The sequence below is a fragment of the Mucilaginibacter aquariorum genome (assembly GCF_024498135.1).
GTDB lineage: Bacteria > Bacteroidota > Bacteroidia > Sphingobacteriales > Sphingobacteriaceae > Mucilaginibacter > Mucilaginibacter aquariorum.
Window position 1 is genome coordinate 106476 of sequence record NZ_JANHOH010000005.1, and the last position, 15245, is coordinate 121720.

14 protein-coding genes are annotated in these 15245 nt (G+C 41.9%); 8 read left to right on the forward strand and 6 right to left on the reverse strand.

The genetic code is table 11. From position 1 onward, the window contains the following. Positions 1-231: 231 nt before the first annotated feature. Entirely contained in the window at positions 232-1881 is a 1650-nt protein-coding gene (locus NPE20_RS18255) for a M28 family metallopeptidase (RefSeq protein ID WP_256540133.1), read from the reverse strand. Positions 1882-2022: 141 nt separating this feature from the next. Further along, on the reverse strand, positions 2023-2979 hold the full coding sequence (locus NPE20_RS18260) for a hypothetical protein (protein WP_256540134.1): 957 nt from the start codon (positions 2977-2979) through the stop codon (positions 2023-2025). A 181-nt stretch (positions 2980-3160) separates the two neighbouring features. Between NPE20_RS18260 and ileS the strand changes: the two genes are divergently transcribed. From ileS to NPE20_RS18300, 8 genes are all read left to right on the forward strand, one after another. Further along, positions 3161-6544 (forward strand): isoleucine--tRNA ligase, encoded by a 3384-nt coding sequence (ileS, locus tag NPE20_RS18265; RefSeq protein ID WP_256540135.1) that lies wholly within the window; start codon positions 3161-3163, stop codon positions 6542-6544. Further along, positions 6545-6922 (forward strand): TraR/DksA family transcriptional regulator, encoded by a 378-nt coding sequence (locus NPE20_RS18270; RefSeq protein ID WP_067055645.1) that lies wholly within the window; start codon positions 6545-6547, stop codon positions 6920-6922. After that, on the forward strand, positions 6923-7528 hold the full coding sequence (locus NPE20_RS18275) for a lipoprotein signal peptidase (RefSeq protein WP_256540136.1): 606 nt from the start codon (positions 6923-6925) through the stop codon (positions 7526-7528). 843 nt (positions 7529-8371) lie between these two features. After that, a complete protein-coding gene (locus tag NPE20_RS18280; protein ID WP_256540137.1) occupies positions 8372-9058 on the forward strand; it encodes an SIMPL domain-containing protein in 687 nt (228 codons plus the stop codon). A 113-nt stretch (positions 9059-9171) separates the two neighbouring features. Beyond that, positions 9172-9414, forward strand: a complete 243-nt coding sequence (locus tag NPE20_RS18285; RefSeq protein WP_256540138.1) for a hypothetical protein — start codon at positions 9172-9174, stop codon at positions 9412-9414. 98 nt (positions 9415-9512) lie between these two features. After that, on the forward strand, positions 9513-9923 hold the full coding sequence (locus tag NPE20_RS18290) for a hypothetical protein (RefSeq protein WP_256540139.1): 411 nt from the start codon (positions 9513-9515) through the stop codon (positions 9921-9923). Between the two features lie 197 nt (positions 9924-10120). Then, positions 10121-11257 carry an N-acetyl-alpha-D-glucosaminyl L-malate synthase BshA gene (bshA, locus tag NPE20_RS18295; protein ID WP_256540140.1) on the forward strand — a complete coding sequence of 379 codons (1137 nt, stop codon included), beginning with the start codon at positions 10121-10123 and terminating at the stop codon, positions 11255-11257. 70 nt (positions 11258-11327) lie between these two features. Further along, positions 11328-11822, forward strand: coding sequence for a lipocalin family protein (locus NPE20_RS18300; RefSeq protein ID WP_256540141.1), 495 nt, complete (start codon positions 11328-11330; stop codon positions 11820-11822). 91 nt (positions 11823-11913) lie between these two features. On the opposite strand, the gene NPE20_RS18305 is transcribed toward NPE20_RS18300, so the two are convergent. The 4 genes from NPE20_RS18305 to NPE20_RS18320 form a co-directional block, all read right to left on the reverse strand. Beyond that, positions 11914-13047 carry a lactonase family protein gene (locus NPE20_RS18305; RefSeq protein ID WP_256540142.1) on the reverse strand — a complete coding sequence of 378 codons (1134 nt, stop codon included), beginning with the start codon at positions 13045-13047 and terminating at the stop codon, positions 11914-11916. Positions 13048-13157: 110 nt separating this feature from the next. After that, a complete protein-coding gene (locus NPE20_RS18310) occupies positions 13158-13310 on the reverse strand; it encodes a hypothetical protein (RefSeq protein ID WP_256540143.1) in 153 nt (50 codons plus the stop codon). A 131-nt stretch (positions 13311-13441) separates the two neighbouring features. After that, positions 13442-14116, reverse strand: coding sequence for a fatty acid desaturase (locus tag NPE20_RS18315; RefSeq protein WP_256540144.1), 675 nt, complete (start codon positions 14114-14116; stop codon positions 13442-13444). A 65-nt stretch (positions 14117-14181) separates the two neighbouring features. Beyond that, positions 14182-15033: a 4-hydroxy-3-methylbut-2-enyl diphosphate reductase gene (locus NPE20_RS18320; RefSeq protein WP_256540145.1), complete on the reverse strand. Its 852-nt coding sequence runs from the start codon at positions 15031-15033 to the stop codon at positions 14182-14184. Positions 15034-15245 lie beyond the last annotated feature (212 nt).

Sequence of the window (15245 nt, forward strand, 5' to 3'; positions counted from 1 at the left end):
ATAAATGGTTCGACAGGCTCACCATGACATCGTACCTTTTAACATATCAGAGGTGGTACTTAAACTCTGTGAGGTGAACTTTTGGTGGCGATATTTTGTCAGTACCCTGTTTTTTACATACCTTATTATCAGTGCTTTAATAGTATTCACGAGTGTTCACGGCCGTGAACGTGAACACCTCTTACTGTCATCTATTAAAATTGTCAGGGTAACATCGGCAAATCGAATTATTTATTTCCCCATCGCTTTATCTCTTATTGCTTTAAACTCCGAACCTTTTTTCCAGCCGGGGAAGGTAGTTTCACCGCTTAGCTTAACGCCCAGTTGGTACATCAGGTTGGCTGTTTGCGCCATGCCTTTAGTATCCATGGCCTCGCTGTACTCGTCAGATGGTTGGTGGTAACGTTGCTCGTTATACTCTTTGGCTTTTTCCTTGCCGTATTCTTCGCCACGCTGTATGCTTTTTGAACCGTTATGCAGATCAAGTGCAGGTACACCCACCTTAGCGAAGTTGAAATGGTCTGATCGGTAATAACTGCCCGAGCCCGGTGTTTCGTCGCCTACAACATCCCAGCCTTTAAGTTTTGTTAATGCGATAACATAATCGTCCAGGTCGTTCTGGCCTTTGCCTGTGATAGAGAAGTTGCTGGTTTCGCCAAAGTCAGATAAAGCATCGATGTTTAAATTAGCAACCGTTTTATTTAACGGGTAAATAGGGTGGGTGGCATAATATTCCGAACCTAACAAACCCTGTTCCTCGGCGGTTACGGCAAGGAAAACTATGGAACGTTTTGGTTTATCTTTTTGCTGCGTAAACTTCTTGGCAACTGCTAAAACAGCAGCTACGCCGCTGGCATTATCTACCGCGCCATTATAAATGCTGTCGCCTTTTGCATCGGGTTTACCTATACCGAAGTGGTCCCAATGGGCGGTATATAAAATAGTTTCATCGGACCGGGCAGTACCTTTTAAGATAGCTATCACATTATGCGATTTGGAGTATTTCAGCGTATTCTTTAAGGTTAACGATACAGTACTATTCAACGCCACAGCCTTAAAATCTTTCTTGCGTGCATACGCCCGGATATCACCAGTAATACCTGCGGATGATAACAGCTTAGTAGCCGCTTCCTCGCTCATCCAGCCCTCCACCATACAGCGGTTCATGTGTTTATCGGCTTGCTGCAGGTATAATTTTGCACCGGTAAAGCTGTTCTGGATTACCTGCCAGCCATAACTTGCAGGCTCGGTTTGGTGGATGATGATCACACCTGCGGCGCCTTGTCGCGCAGCCTCTTCGTATTTGTAAGTCCACCGACCGTAATAGCTCATGGTGTCACCTTTAAACAGTTTTTGTCCGGCCTTAAAGCCCGGGTCGTTCACTAAAACAACTACGGTTTTGCCTTTTACATCAATGCCTTTGTAATCGTTCCATTTATATTCGGGTGCTACAACACCATAGCCTGCAAAAACCAGCTGCGAATTCTTTAAGCTTAAAGTATCTACTTCGCGGCGGGTAGCGGCAACAAAATCAACGCCGGGTTTAAGGGCAACCGTTGCAGCGCCGCTTATATTCATATCCTGCGAAGCAGAAGTGATCTCTACCAACGGCACTTCCTGAAAATAACTGCCATTGTTGCCGGGGGCCAGCCCGAGTTTTTTAAACTCGCTGGCTATGTAGGCAATGGTTTTGTCCTCACCCTTAGTAAAAGGCTTGCGGCCCAATAGCGAATCGTTGGCTAAAACGGCAATATGTTGCTTAATATCTGCCGAGATGCCGGTATCGGCAATTACAGTAGTCTGTTTTTTTTCGTTACCTGCGCAACCGGCAAATAATGTAGTGAGTGCGGCAATAGCTATAAATCCTGAATTGATCTTCATGATGGATGGGTTTGTAATCAAATATAGAAAAGGTTTTTTTAACTGCAGAGAGCATAGGGATTGTAATGATTATTATACACAGAGAACACGGAGGTGTTTTAATTTGATGTTTTTTATTCTCTGTGTGCTTTGTTATTTTCCTTATGGCTTTCGTAAATATTTTTTTAAAACCCAACCAGTTTGTGGACTATTATCGGTTGCATCGACAAAACTAACATACACCCATTTATGCTTAAATTGCAAAACTACTACGTCGCAGTTTTTAGGCAAAATGGCAAGGGATATACTTTGATGTTTTGGTTTAAGCTTAACTACACATAAATGATTTGTTATTCGAAATTCTTTTTGTGCTTTGAGTCTATCAAGGATATCTTTAGTGATTTTATGTTCAAACCTTGCTATATCTGTATTTGTTGCATAATGAGGTTTGGGTTTTAAAAAATCTGCATATTGATGCAGGGCCATGATAGCAATTATTATCTGTATAAAACTCCATGAATATTTTGCGAATTTTTTATTCCGATTTACAAATGCTGAAATTCTTTCTATTAGCATGCCAATTGCAATGCTTTCTTCTTCAGTTAATGCTTGATCAGAATTGCTATTGTCTGTTAATTCGATAGCAATTTGATTGATATCTTCAAACTCATCAATTAAATCCCAATCTTGTTGAGTTGCGGCTGATCTAGCAATACTACTAGAAATTCCATTCAGGGCAATATGCAAGTTGCTAATTTGGGCTGCAGCGATGTGTGATCGAGTTAACTGAATAAAACTTTTAGAATGGTTATAAAATTGTTTTTGTTGCTTTTGGATTAAAGTTAAAGCTGATATGGTTGCCGTTGGTAATTGAAATCGCGATTGCCATATAACTGATTTTGCAACGCCCTGAATGGCCGCCATTTCACCGGCACGAATCATATCTTGTATCCCGTATGTTTTCGGGAGTTGATTCTGTAAATTGTAAAAAGGCTGTAAATGTCTCTGAAAGTTTTGTTGGGCATTAATCATTGACACCAAAGATGAGGTTATTCCGAGATTTCGGTTAATTTCACTTGAAAAGTTTGGAAGATTAATAAAGCTATTCAGTCCTTTCATTGAGTTAGCTATTAGTTTGTTTACAAAGATGCTTTAATTTCCAATCAAGATTAAAACTATTATCTAACTATCTCTCATGTTAATTAAACAAAATCATACCGTCATAATTCACCCAACTATACTTAATTAATAATAAATTCCGTATTTTTGCAACCTCTAAAAATTGAGGTGGAACATATTGATGTACAAGGAATATAAGCAGTTAAATCTATCGCAAACAGGCAAAGAAGTGCTCGATTTCTGGAAACAGAACGGCATATTTGAAAAAAGTATCAGCAGCAGGCCGGCAAGCAAGCCGTACACCTTTTATGAAGGTCCGCCAAGCGCTAATGGCATGCCCGGTATTCACCATGTTATGGGCCGGAGCATTAAAGATATTTTTTGCCGTTATAAAACCCTTAAAGGTTATCAGGTTAAACGTAAAGGCGGCTGGGATACCCATGGCTTGCCTATTGAGCTGGCTGTTGAAAAATCTTTAGGCATCACGAAAGATGATATTGGTAAAAAAATTACCGTTAAGGAATATAACGACGCATGCCGCAAAGAGGTAATGCGCTATACCGATGTTTGGAACGACCTTACCCTAAAAATGGGTTATTGGGTAGATCTGGACAACCCATATGTTACTTACGAGAACGAATACATAGAAAGCCTTTGGTGGATACTGAAGCAGCTTTATAATAAAGACCTTTTATACAAAGGATATACCGTACAACCGTATTCACCAAAATCGGGTACCGGCCTTAGCTCGCACGAGCTGAACCAGCCGGGTACCTATAAAATGGTGAAGGATACCACCATTGTTGCCCAGTTTAAAGTAAAGAACGATAAAGATTCGGCGTTTTTATTTGACGGCATAAGCAGCGATGTATTTATCCTGGCCTGGACGACAACCCCATGGACCCTGCCATCAAACTGTGCTTTGGCCGTTGGCGAAAGCATTAGCTACGTGCAGGTGAGCACATTTAACCCTTATACCTACGAGCCAATCAGCGTTGTGCTGGCTAAGGACCTGGTAAAAAAATATTTTAAGGCCGAAGGCGAGAACGCTTCTTTTGAAGATTACAAAGGCGGCGATAAAATTATCCCCTGGACGCTTACAAGAGAGTTTAAGGGTACCGATTTGCTTGGCCTACACTACGAGCAGCTAATGCCGTACGTAACCAATGCCGAGCTGGAGAAAAATGCTTTCCGTGTTATCCCTGCCGATTTTGTTACCACCGAAGATGGTACAGGTATAGTGCATACCGCATCTGTTTTTGGTGCGGATGACTTTAGGGCATGTAAGGAAAACAACGTGCCATCGGTAATGGTGAAGGACGAGAACGGTAAAGAAGTGCCTTTAGTTGATAAGCAAGGCCGCTTTGTAGAAGAGGTTACCGATTTTGCCAGCCGTTACGTTAAAGAAGAATATTATACTGATGCAGATCGCGCAGCAGAAGGTTTTAAGCCAACTGATGTATTGATCTCTATCAAGCTAAAAACAGAGAATAAAGCTTTCGATGTTAAAAAATATGAGCACAGCTACCCGCACTCGTGGCGCTCAGATGAACCGATACTATACTACCCGTTAGATAGCTGGTTTATCCGTACCACTGCAGTTAAGGATAAAATGGTTGCGCTAAATAAAACCATCAACTGGAAACCCGAAAGTACCGGTACAGGCCGTTTTGGTAACTGGCTAGAAAACCTGGTTGACTGGAACCTTTCGCGCTCACGTTACTGGGGTACCCCGCTGCCTATCTGGCGCGAGGAAGATGGCACCGAAGAAAAATGCATTGGCTCGATAGAAGAGCTGAATGCCGAGATCCAAAGATCTATTGATGCAGGTTTAATGCCGCAAGGCTTTAAGCTGGAGGATATGCACCGCCCATATGTGGATGATGTGATATTAACCTCATCAACCGGCAAACGCATGCTGCGCGAGCCCGACCTGATAGACGTTTGGTTTGATAGCGGCGCCATGCCTTATGCGCAATGGCATTTCCCTTTCGAAAATAAGGACGAATTTGCTGCTGCCTACCCGGCAGATTTTATTGCCGAAGGTGTTGACCAAACCCGTGGATGGTTCTTTACCCTGCACGCCATAGCGGTGATGCTAAGCGAAGCCAGCGACGAAGTAAAAGAGATAAACCAACTGGTTGGCAACAAAGGTGTGGCGTTTAAAAACGTTGTATCAAACGGTTTGGTGCTGGATAAGAACGGTAACAAAATGTCTAAGCGATTAGGCAACGGTATCGATCCGTTTGCAACCATTGAGCAATTTGGTGCCGATGCTGCCCGCTGGTATATGATCAGCAACGCATCGCCATGGGATAACCTGAAATTTAATATTGAAGGCCTGGACGAGGTTCGCCGCAAGTTCTTTGGTACGTTGTATAACACTTATTCTTTCTTTGTGCTTTATGCCAATATAGATAAGTTTAAGTACGAAGAAGCAGAGATTGCGCTTAATAAACGCCCCGAGCTTGACCGTTGGATCATATCCCTGTTAAACACCCTAAGCAAAGAGGTTGACGGCTATTACGCCGATTTTGAACCAACCAAAGCTGCCCGTGCTATACAGGAGTTTGTTGACGCGCACTTTAGCAACTGGTATATCAGGTTAAGTCGCCGCCGTTTCTGGCGATCAGATAATTCGGACGATAAGCTATCGGCTTACCAAACGCTTTATACTTGTTTAATAACTATCAGCAAATTAATGTCGCCCATAGCACCATTTTTTGCAGAGCGTTTATATACCGATCTGAACAGTGTTACCGGTAAAGAGGAATTTGAATCGGTACACCTGGCTTACTATCCCGAGTATCATAATGATTTAGTGGATACCGCTTTAGAAGAGCGCATGCAAATGGCACAGGATATATCATCGCTGGTATTATCGCTTCGTAAAAAGATCGAGATCCCGGTTCGCCGCCCGTTGGGGAAAATTTTATTACCTATACTGGATAAAAATTTTAAACTACAGGTTGAAAAAGTTAAAGAACTGATACTATCTGAAACTAATATCAAGGACATTGAGTATATTACCGATGCCGCAGGTTTTATCAAGAAAAAGATAAAACCAAACTTCAAAGCACTGGGTGCTAAAGTTGGGAAGGATATGAAGGATGTAGCAGCGGCTATTAATGGTTTTGGCCAGGAAGACATCACAAAACTGGAAAGCGAGGGGCAAGTGCCCGTGCTTGATGGTAAGTACAAAATACTGCTTTCTGATGTTGAAATTATAGCGGAAGACGTTCCCGGATGGCAAGTTGCAAATTTAGGAAAACTAACCGTGGCTTTAGATGTTACGATAACCAACGAACTGAAAGAGGAGGGTTATGCCCGCGAGTTTGTAAACCGAGTTCAGACTGAACGTAAGAACAAAGAATTTGAAGTAACCGACAGGATAAATGTAATTGTAAATTGTGGCCCCGAGATATGGAAAGCATTGGAAAACAATTTGTCTTATATTTGCGCCGAAATTTTAGCCGATACCCTTGTGCTTGATAGTCAGCCAACTGAAGGTGCAAAAGTCGTTATTGACGAATATGAAATTTTGATTGCTATAAGTAAAAGTTAAATGGAAAACGAAAAAACAAGGTATTCTGATTCAGAATTAAAAGAATTTAAGGACCTATTATTAGAAAAATTACGCAGCTCAAAAGAAGAGCTGAATGCACTGGCTACTTCATTAAGTTCGCCAAACGCGAACGGTACAGATGATACTGCCGGTACTTATAAAACACTGGAAGACGGATCTGCGACGTTGGAGAAAGAACAAATTAATCAGTTAGCTGCCCGCCAAAAGAAATTTATTGAGCAGTTAGAGGCCGCTTTGGTACGTATCGAGAATAAAACCTACGGTATTTGCCGCGAAACCGGTAAGCTGATCCCTAAAGAACGCCTGCGTGCAGTACCGCACACAACGTTAACTATGGAAGCTAAATTAAAGCAATAAATGAAGGCGGCGTATACAAAACCTTTTTTAACTGCTGCATTTATTATCCTTGTTGACCAGATCATAAAGCTCTGGGTAAGAAAACACATGTTCCTGGGCGAAGAGATTCGTTTCCTGGGCAATAGGGGCATGCTCCATTATACCGAAAACAATGGCATGGCCTTTGGCATGGAACTTGGTGGCGAGCTGGGTAAGCTTGCCTTAACGCTGTTCCGTATTGTTGCTGTTTGTGGCATAGGCTACGCGCTGGTGTTTCTTATAAAACACAAATACCACCGTGGTTTAGTTATGATGGTGGCCCTTATACTGGCCGGTGCCTTGGGTAATATCATCGATTCTACTTTTTATGGGATCATCTACAACTATGCCGGTATATTTCATGGCCGTGTGGTAGATATGTTTTACTTCCCGCTGTTAACAGGGCAATTTCCTAACTGGGTGCCGATATGGGGTGGTGAAGAATATATTTTCTTTCGCCCGGTATTTAACCTGGCCGATGCCGCTATATCAATAGGTGTTATAATGATACTGCTAAATCAAAAGCGCTACTTTAAACACGAAGAGCCTGAAGTGAGCAGCCCTAATAGTGAAATGGTAGAGGAGTAAATGCTTCTTACAGAATATGCAAAGCCCCGGTTTATCGGGGCTTTTTTTGTTATATGCCTCCCACCAACCATACCGTCATTGCGAGGAACGAAGCAATCTCTTTAGGACAAGTAGCAAATATGCTTAGCCACCAAACCGTCATGCCGAATTTATTTCGGCATCTCTCATGCTTAGTGTGCGACTACTAATTGACCCGCTCAATCGCCGCGGGAGGGCTGTTACTTTGTCTTGATACAAAGTAACCAAAAATCAAGTCAGCAAAAAGGCTTCTTTGCCGCACCGGGCCTTTGCCCTGCAAATCAGTCGGAACCACGGGCTGGAACCTTTTGCCCCACTGGCGTTCGCTCATTGCCCGCTTCTGCAAAAATTCCTATGCCCTTGCCACGCACAAGGCCACCATCGTTCTGTCCGCTTTTGCCCGAAGCTGTTTTGCCGACAGGGGAGAAAGAAAAAATTCTGTCGATCACCCGTCATTTCTTTTTAATTTGTCATCCTGAGCGATAGCGAAGGATCTATTAGCAAACTTTGCCTATCGAAATTGCAGGTCGGAGATTAGATGCTTCACGAGGTTCAGCATGACAAAGGGGGAGAATTCCCGCGTTAGGGAGTGCAGCGGGATACCGGCCTGCGCCTAATGCCTGCGGGCGTATGAGCGGAAAGCCCGGGCCGCAGGCAACGCCAATATCAAAATATTTTCTCTGCTTAATATTTCCTTATTACTTTTATTATCATCGTGTTAAAACACACAAGCCTGTTATGGGTTGCATTTTATATTTATTACATGTTTCAAATTAAACTATCGGCACGTAATTAACTCTACACCATACATACATATTAATACTTATGAAGAAATTATTTTTATTAGCCGCATTAGTTGCCACCACATTTGGGGCGTTTGCACAAACCACAGATCTGCGCCGTAAAATTGAAGTTACCGGCATTGCCGAGCAGGAGGTTACTCCAGATATTATCAACGTATCTATATCATTAAAAGAATATTTGAATGGTAAAAAGAAGGTTACTATTAGCCAGTTAGAAGGCCAGTTAGAAAAAGCAATTGCCGAAGCCGGTATTGCCAAGGGGGACTTCACTATTAATAGCCTCTCATCATGGAACTATCAGACCGAAAAAAAGAAAAATCCGGACTTTTTGGCTAGTAAACAGTATAATATCAAGTTTCACGATTTGAATAAATTTGACCAAATACTAAGCAAGCTTGATGCAAAAGGCATCCAAAGCACCAACATTGATAGCTATGACTACTCAAAAATAAACGATATAAAAAATGAGCTAAAACTAAAAGCACTAATAGGAGCACGTGATAAAGCAGGTTTTTTAGTTAACGGTCTTGGCGATAAATTGGGCAGTGTACTAAATATTACCGAAAGTGATAACAGCAGTTTCCCGCAGCCCAGAATGTATGCAGTACAATATAAAGCAGCATCGGCTGATATAGCGCCGGAATCAGACATTGACGTTAAAAAGATAAAACTGAGTTTCCAGATCCAGGCCGTTTTTGAGATAAAATAATTAAACAGCTATATATAATCAACAGCCCCGACTTGTCGGGGCTGTTTTGTTTTAGGGCTATGGCAAACATTTGATTTATGGGTATGTTAGTTAAATAGATAATATTTACAACCATGAAAGCATTAAGATATATAGCAGCACTGATCCTTTTATCAGCATCAATAACAGCCTGCACCGGCGACCGCAGCAAAGCCACTTTAGGCGGCACAAAAGATACCGTTGCTAAAGCAGGTACAGGTGACCCGAATAATACCCATGCGGCAGATTCTGCAAAAACGGATAGCTTAAATAAAGGTAATGCCGACCCGACCGGCCGTGGGGCAAGCGATACCTTGGATTCGCGACCAGTTCATTAATACGTAATTAACATATAATTAATATTTGTTTTTTGATTAAAACGGTTGGTATTATAAAATATTGATTTTATATTTACGTCCCTAACTGGTTTAATCACATGATACGTACCCGATCTAAGAGAGTGCTTTTGGTGGCTGCAAACGCTTTCCCTGACCAATTACTGGCCGAGTACAACAATGTGAAGCACATTTCAATAGCTACTGCTATATTCCCATCCATACATGAATTAAAGCCCGAAGTTATTCTTTTTGACCATGCACACATGGCTAATAACCTGGAAAGGGTACTTCGCCGTTTGCAAAGCAACCCTTTTTACAAGCATATTAAAATTTGTTGCTATAAAAAAACCGAGAGCATTAAAGCCGATGCAACGCTTAAGGTTTTAGGAGTACATCATATGATATACCAGGAAGACCTGCAAAAAGAATCAAAGAGCAATACCACGCTTAACACCATAAATAACCTTATTAATGCTTCCCTTGTTAGGTGGGTAGCAGGGGTAGCATAGTTAAATTTCTGCGTATTAGTTAAATTCGCCATCTGTAGGGCTATTGTCCCTTGTCTATCATCTTTTCATGCTGCGCCTTAGGCGTTAATCATTTTACACACAGGTAACACTTTTACAATAAATACCTGTTAAACTTGTATGCTTATTATCAGTGTTCAATAAGTTAACATTGATTAGGCTTAAAGCGTATCACATAAATGAAAATAGGAATAGTTTGTTATCCCACCTTTGGCGGAAGCGGAGTTGTTGCTACAGAATTAGGTAAAGCCCTTGCAGATAGGGGCCACCAAATTCATTTTGTTACCTACAACCAGCCGGCCCGACTCGATTTTTTTTCAGAAAACCTTTTTTATCACGAAGTATCGGTATCGCAATATCCATTGTTTGATTACCCGCCTTATGAACTGGCATTGGCCAGCCGTTTAGTTGATGTGGTAAGGTTTGAGCAACTGGACCTGTTGCACGTACATTATGCCATCCCGCATGCTTCGGCGGCGTTTATGGCTAAGCAAATACTGGCAACTTATGGTATTTCTATCCCTTTTATAACCACCCTGCATGGTACCGATATCACCCTGGTTGGGCAGGATAGTACTTACAAGCCGGTTGTAACTTTCTCTATCAATAAATCTGACGGGGTAACCGCGGTATCAGAACATTTAAAACAGGATACTTATAAGTATTTCGATATAGAAAAAGACATCAGGGTGATCCCTAATTTTATCGACCTCACTCGTTTCAGCCTTAAGGCGAAAGACCACTTCAAGAAAGCTATTGCCCCCAATGGCGAAAAAGTTTTGGTGCATACTTCCAACTTCCGTAAGGTAAAACGTACCGAAGATGTGGTAAAGATGTTTGCCAAGGTGATAGAAAAGATCCCATCCAAACTGTTAATGGTTGGTGATGGCGGCGAGCGATCGGTATGCGAGCAATTAAGCCGCGATTTAGGTATATCCGAGCATGTACGTTTTTTAGGCAAGCAGGATGCTATTGAAGAGATCCTTTCGGTATCTGACCTGTTCCTGATGCCATCACAATCTGAAAGTTTTGGCTTGGCAGCATTGGAAGCAATGGCCTGCAAAGTGCCTGTAATAAGCAGCAATGCGGGTGGCTTACCCGAACTAAACATTGAAGGTGTAACGGGCTTTTTAAAGGATATAGGTGATGTTGATGGCATGGCCGAAAGAGCTATTTATATACTGGAAGACGAGGCAAGGTTAAATCAATTTAAAGAGAATGCACTTGCCCGCGCTAAAGAACTGGAACTGGCTAATATAATGCCGCTGTATGAAAGCTATTATAGAGAAGTTATAGAAGCCAGTAAACAACAATAATATATTATTAATAACCTTTTGGCTTGATTTATGTTAATAGACAAATAACATAAATTATATAGGATCAATCATGAAAAAGATATTACAAACATCAATTGCAATTTTAGCCCTAACCTTTATTTTTTCGGCTTGTTCAACACCACAAAATGCTAATTCGGGTACAACATCATCAAATGTATCACGTGGTAAATTTGTAGGCACCTGGACGTTAACCAACGTAGCTTACGACGGATTGGTACAGGGAGCTGTACAAAATGTATTTGACCAGGCATCGCCCGAGGCTTTTGTAGGTAGCACCTGGAAATTCACTAACAGCGGTAACGGTACATATACCTTAACCAATGGTACATCGCAAACCATTTTCTGGTCGGTGTTTAATGGTGGTACAACAGGCACACAGTTTCAGTTTAAAAAACTGTACGAAGGCGATAAAGCTAAAAACGTACAGGAAGGATATCGTTTAGATATTGGTGTTATCAACAATACCAACATGACCTTGCGCTCGCCGGTTGCAATAGGCAACAGTAACGGTTATATTATATATTCGTTTGCTAAAGCGCAGTAAGTTTAGGTTAAAACTTAACGAAAAAAGCTCAAAGCGATAGTAGGTTTACTACTAAGCTTTGAGCTTTTCTTTTACTGCTGTTGTTTCGCGCTTACATAGCGGGGGCAAACTTTAAGCATACGGGGTTGCCAACTTCAATCCTGCTAACCACCCGTATTAATTTTCCTGTAGCCTCATCTATTTGGAATACATAAATGTTATCGCTGTTTTGATTAGCCACTAATAAGTATTTGCCAGTAGGGTCTATAACAAAATTACGCGGGCCTTTGCCTCCGGTAGATTTTCGGTCTATAAAGGTAAGCTCGCCATTTTCGGGGTTGATAGAAAATACAGAGATATCATTAGCATCGCCGCGGTTAGTAGCGTATAAGAATTTTCCATTTGGAGAGATGTGGATATCCGCAGCACCGGTAGCGCCTTTAAAACCATCGGGCAATAAAGAGATATCCTGCTTTTGTTTTGGCTTGCCATTGTTATAATCAAATACGATAACAGAGCTTCCCATTTCGGTTATCAGGTATAAATACTTCTTATCATTAGAGAATGCTAAATGACGGGGGCCGTAGCCCGGTTTAACACTAACAAACGCTGGGGTTGCAGGTACTATCTGGTTATTTTTGCCGCCTTTGTACTTGGTGATATTTATTTTATCGGTACCCAGATCAGTATATAGCACATATTTCTCATCCGGAGATAATACAGCGGTATGTACGTGTGCTTTTTCCTGGCGCTCTTTATTAATACCATGGCCATTATCTTTTAAAGTCATGGAAGCTGGTGCAATTGAACCATCTTCATTAAGTGGCAGCACCGCAATGTTACCCCCTGAGTAATTGGCTACAAAAAGGTTTTTCTGGTTTTTATCAACCGATATATAGCAAGGCGAGCCGCCAAGGGTAGATACTTTATTAATAAAAGTTAATTGACCGGTTTTTGGCTCGAAGGAAAAGGAGCTTACCTCACCGTTATCATTCTCGTTAACAGCGTAAACAAACTTGTTATTGCTGGATACAGCAAGGTACGATGGGTTACTTACATTATCAATCTGGCTTAAATAGGCCAGTCTGCCGGTTTCGGTATAAAAACGATATACGGCAATACCTTTGCTATTCCCGCTGGTGTAAGCACCAACAATAAGATCGAAACTTTTTGGGTATACCAGTTTTTTCTGCGCTATACCCAGCACGGGTGAAAGCATAGCAACAAATATCAGAATTTTTTTCATCGGTGTATTATTGGTTTGTAGGTGCAAGTTAATAAAATGATTAAAGAAGGCTCGCCCGTCATGCCGAATTTATTTCACTGTTGTTCGGTAAAGGATTTACCAAAAAGCTTTTACCCGGGTTGGAAAAAGGTTGAAACTTCCCTGTTAAACAGGGGACTCGCTTTTAAAACACGCTCATGGCCACCATCGTTCTGCCCGCTTTCGCCCGAAGCTGTTTTGCCGATGGGGAAGGAAAGAAGGAATCCTGTAAAATCACCCGGCATCTCTTTTTAACTTGTCATCCTGAGCGATAGCGAAGGATCTATTAGCGAACTTTGCTTATCGAAATTGCATGTCCGGCCCACGCCTAATGCCTGTGCAGTTGAGCGGAAAGCCCGGGCCGCACGCAACGCCATCACCCTTTCACCGTCCACAGCTTCCACCAGGGCACCCATGGTGCATCATGATGTTCATAGTGGTAGCCAAAAAAGTAACAGGAGAAAAAAGCGAATAAGTGATTGCGCGGCAAACTACGCGACTGGTGCTTATTGTCATGTTCGCCTTTGTGCGGTAAATAGGTGCCAAAATAAAACAGTTGCAGGGTGCTTAGCAAGGATGGTATTACCCAGAATAAAACCAGGTTAGGCTGCGGTATCCAGATTTTTAAAATATTAAACAGTATAGCCATCACTATAATTTGCCAGATGGATAAATAATTGCGAATAAACTGTACATACCAGCTAATGAAACTTCCGTTATGGTAATCGGGGTCATCATGGGTATGTACATGGTTATGGTGCTGATGGTGTTTGGTATATAATTTAGGGTACCAAAACGAGGCGTATAGGAACGTGCAGATAAAACCTATTAAATCATTCACAGGCTTATTGGGTGCTATAGTGCCGTGCATGGCATCGTGCGCGGTAATGAACAGTCCGGTGTACAGGTGCATCTGCACTAATATGAGCAGATACAACAGCGGATTTTTAAAATCTACCTGCCATTGCACCAAAAGCACGGTTGAGGTTACCCAACTGCCTAATACAAGCAAGGCAATAAATAAACCGGTATATGAGGGTGATTTCTGCAAGATGATGGCCTCCTCTAAATCTCCTCCAAAAGAGGAGACTTTATGCATAAGCAATAAGCGTGCTATTAATAGCTTTCCAGCTCGGCTTTTACCTGCTGCATTAACCACATGGGAGTTGATGTTGCACCGGCAATGCCTACCTTATCACCCGGTTCAAACATAGATCTTTCCAGTTCGCTTAGCGATGATACAAAATAAGTATTAGGATTATGCTTGCGACAAACCTCATAAAGCACCTTTCCATTTGATGATTTTTTACCTGACACAAACACCACCTTGTTGAATTTAGCAGCAAATGCAGGCAAATCCTTATCGCGATTACTTACCTGGCGGCAAATGGTATCATTAGCCTTTACTTCATAACCACGCGACAGCAACTGTTCTTTAACATTGTAGAACTTCTCCATGCTTTTAGTGGTCTGGCTGTACAGCGTAAAGCTGGCTGGTAGGTCGGCATCGTCCAATTCTGTAATATCCTGGAAAACCATGGCATCGCCATTAGTTTGCCCTTGCAGGCCCACAACTTCGGCATGGCCGTGCTTGCCAAAAATCAGGATCTTTTCGTTATTATCGTATGATGTTTTTATGCGGTTCTGCAGTTTTAAAACCACCGGGCACGATGCATCTATCAGTGTAATGTTATTCTCTAAAGCTACTTTATAAGTTTCGGGCGCTTCGCCATGTGCACGTATCAGCACTTTTTCGTTTTGCAGGCTTGCCAGTTCGGTATGGTCTATAATACGCAAACCCATTGCTTTCAGGCGTTCCACTTCTTCATCGTTGTGCACTATATCGCCAAGGCAGTATAGGTAGCCATCTTCGGCTAGTATCTCTTCGGCCATATCAATAGCGTAAACCACCCCAAAGCAAAAGCCCGAGTCCTGGTCGATAGTAACCTGTAGCTGATAATCACCCATTGTGGTGCAAATTTACATATTAAAATTTAAGCGGAAAGTAAAAAGGTTTAGGGGTCTATTTGTGATAAATAATTTTCCCGCAAAAACGTGGTTTTTCTTTTATCCTTTATTTTTTGTCAATTAGGGCATTGCCTTCGGCGGGTTTTACGCTTATACTGTATAACCTAAGCCACCGGCCGCTTACGAACCGGATGTGCTACTGATTTACGACC

Excerpts from the sequence above, each read along its gene's own strand:
- ileS (WP_256540135.1), top strand. The coding sequence starts at position 3,161 with ATGTACAAGGAATATAAGCAGTTAAATCTATCGCAAACAGGCAAAGAA.
- NPE20_RS18260 (WP_256540134.1), bottom strand. The coding sequence starts at position 2,979 with ATGAAAGGACTGAATAGCTTTATTAATCTTCCAAACTTTTCAAGTGAA.
- NPE20_RS18290 (WP_256540139.1), top strand. The coding sequence starts at position 9,513 with ATGATACGTACCCGATCTAAGAGAGTGCTTTTGGTGGCTGCAAACGCT.
- NPE20_RS18305 (WP_256540142.1), bottom strand. The coding sequence starts at position 13,047 with ATGAAAAAAATTCTGATATTTGTTGCTATGCTTTCACCCGTGCTGGGT.
- NPE20_RS18320 (WP_256540145.1), bottom strand. The coding sequence starts at position 15,033 with ATGGGTGATTATCAGCTACAGGTTACTATCGACCAGGACTCGGGCTTT.
- NPE20_RS18285 (WP_256540138.1), top strand. The coding sequence starts at position 9,172 with ATGAAAGCATTAAGATATATAGCAGCACTGATCCTTTTATCAGCATCA.
- NPE20_RS18270 (WP_067055645.1), top strand. The coding sequence starts at position 6,545 with ATGGAAAACGAAAAAACAAGGTATTCTGATTCAGAATTAAAAGAATTT.
- bshA (WP_256540140.1), top strand. The coding sequence starts at position 10,121 with ATGAAAATAGGAATAGTTTGTTATCCCACCTTTGGCGGAAGCGGAGTT.
- NPE20_RS18275 (WP_256540136.1), top strand. The coding sequence starts at position 6,923 with ATGAAGGCGGCGTATACAAAACCTTTTTTAACTGCTGCATTTATTATC.
- NPE20_RS18300 (WP_256540141.1), top strand. The coding sequence starts at position 11,328 with ATGAAAAAGATATTACAAACATCAATTGCAATTTTAGCCCTAACCTTT.
- NPE20_RS18310 (WP_256540143.1), bottom strand. The coding sequence starts at position 13,310 with ATGCCGGGTGATTTTACAGGATTCCTTCTTTCCTTCCCCATCGGCAAA.
- NPE20_RS18255 (WP_256540133.1), bottom strand. The coding sequence starts at position 1,881 with ATGAAGATCAATTCAGGATTTATAGCTATTGCCGCACTCACTACATTA.
- NPE20_RS18280 (WP_256540137.1), top strand. The coding sequence starts at position 8,372 with ATGAAGAAATTATTTTTATTAGCCGCATTAGTTGCCACCACATTTGGG.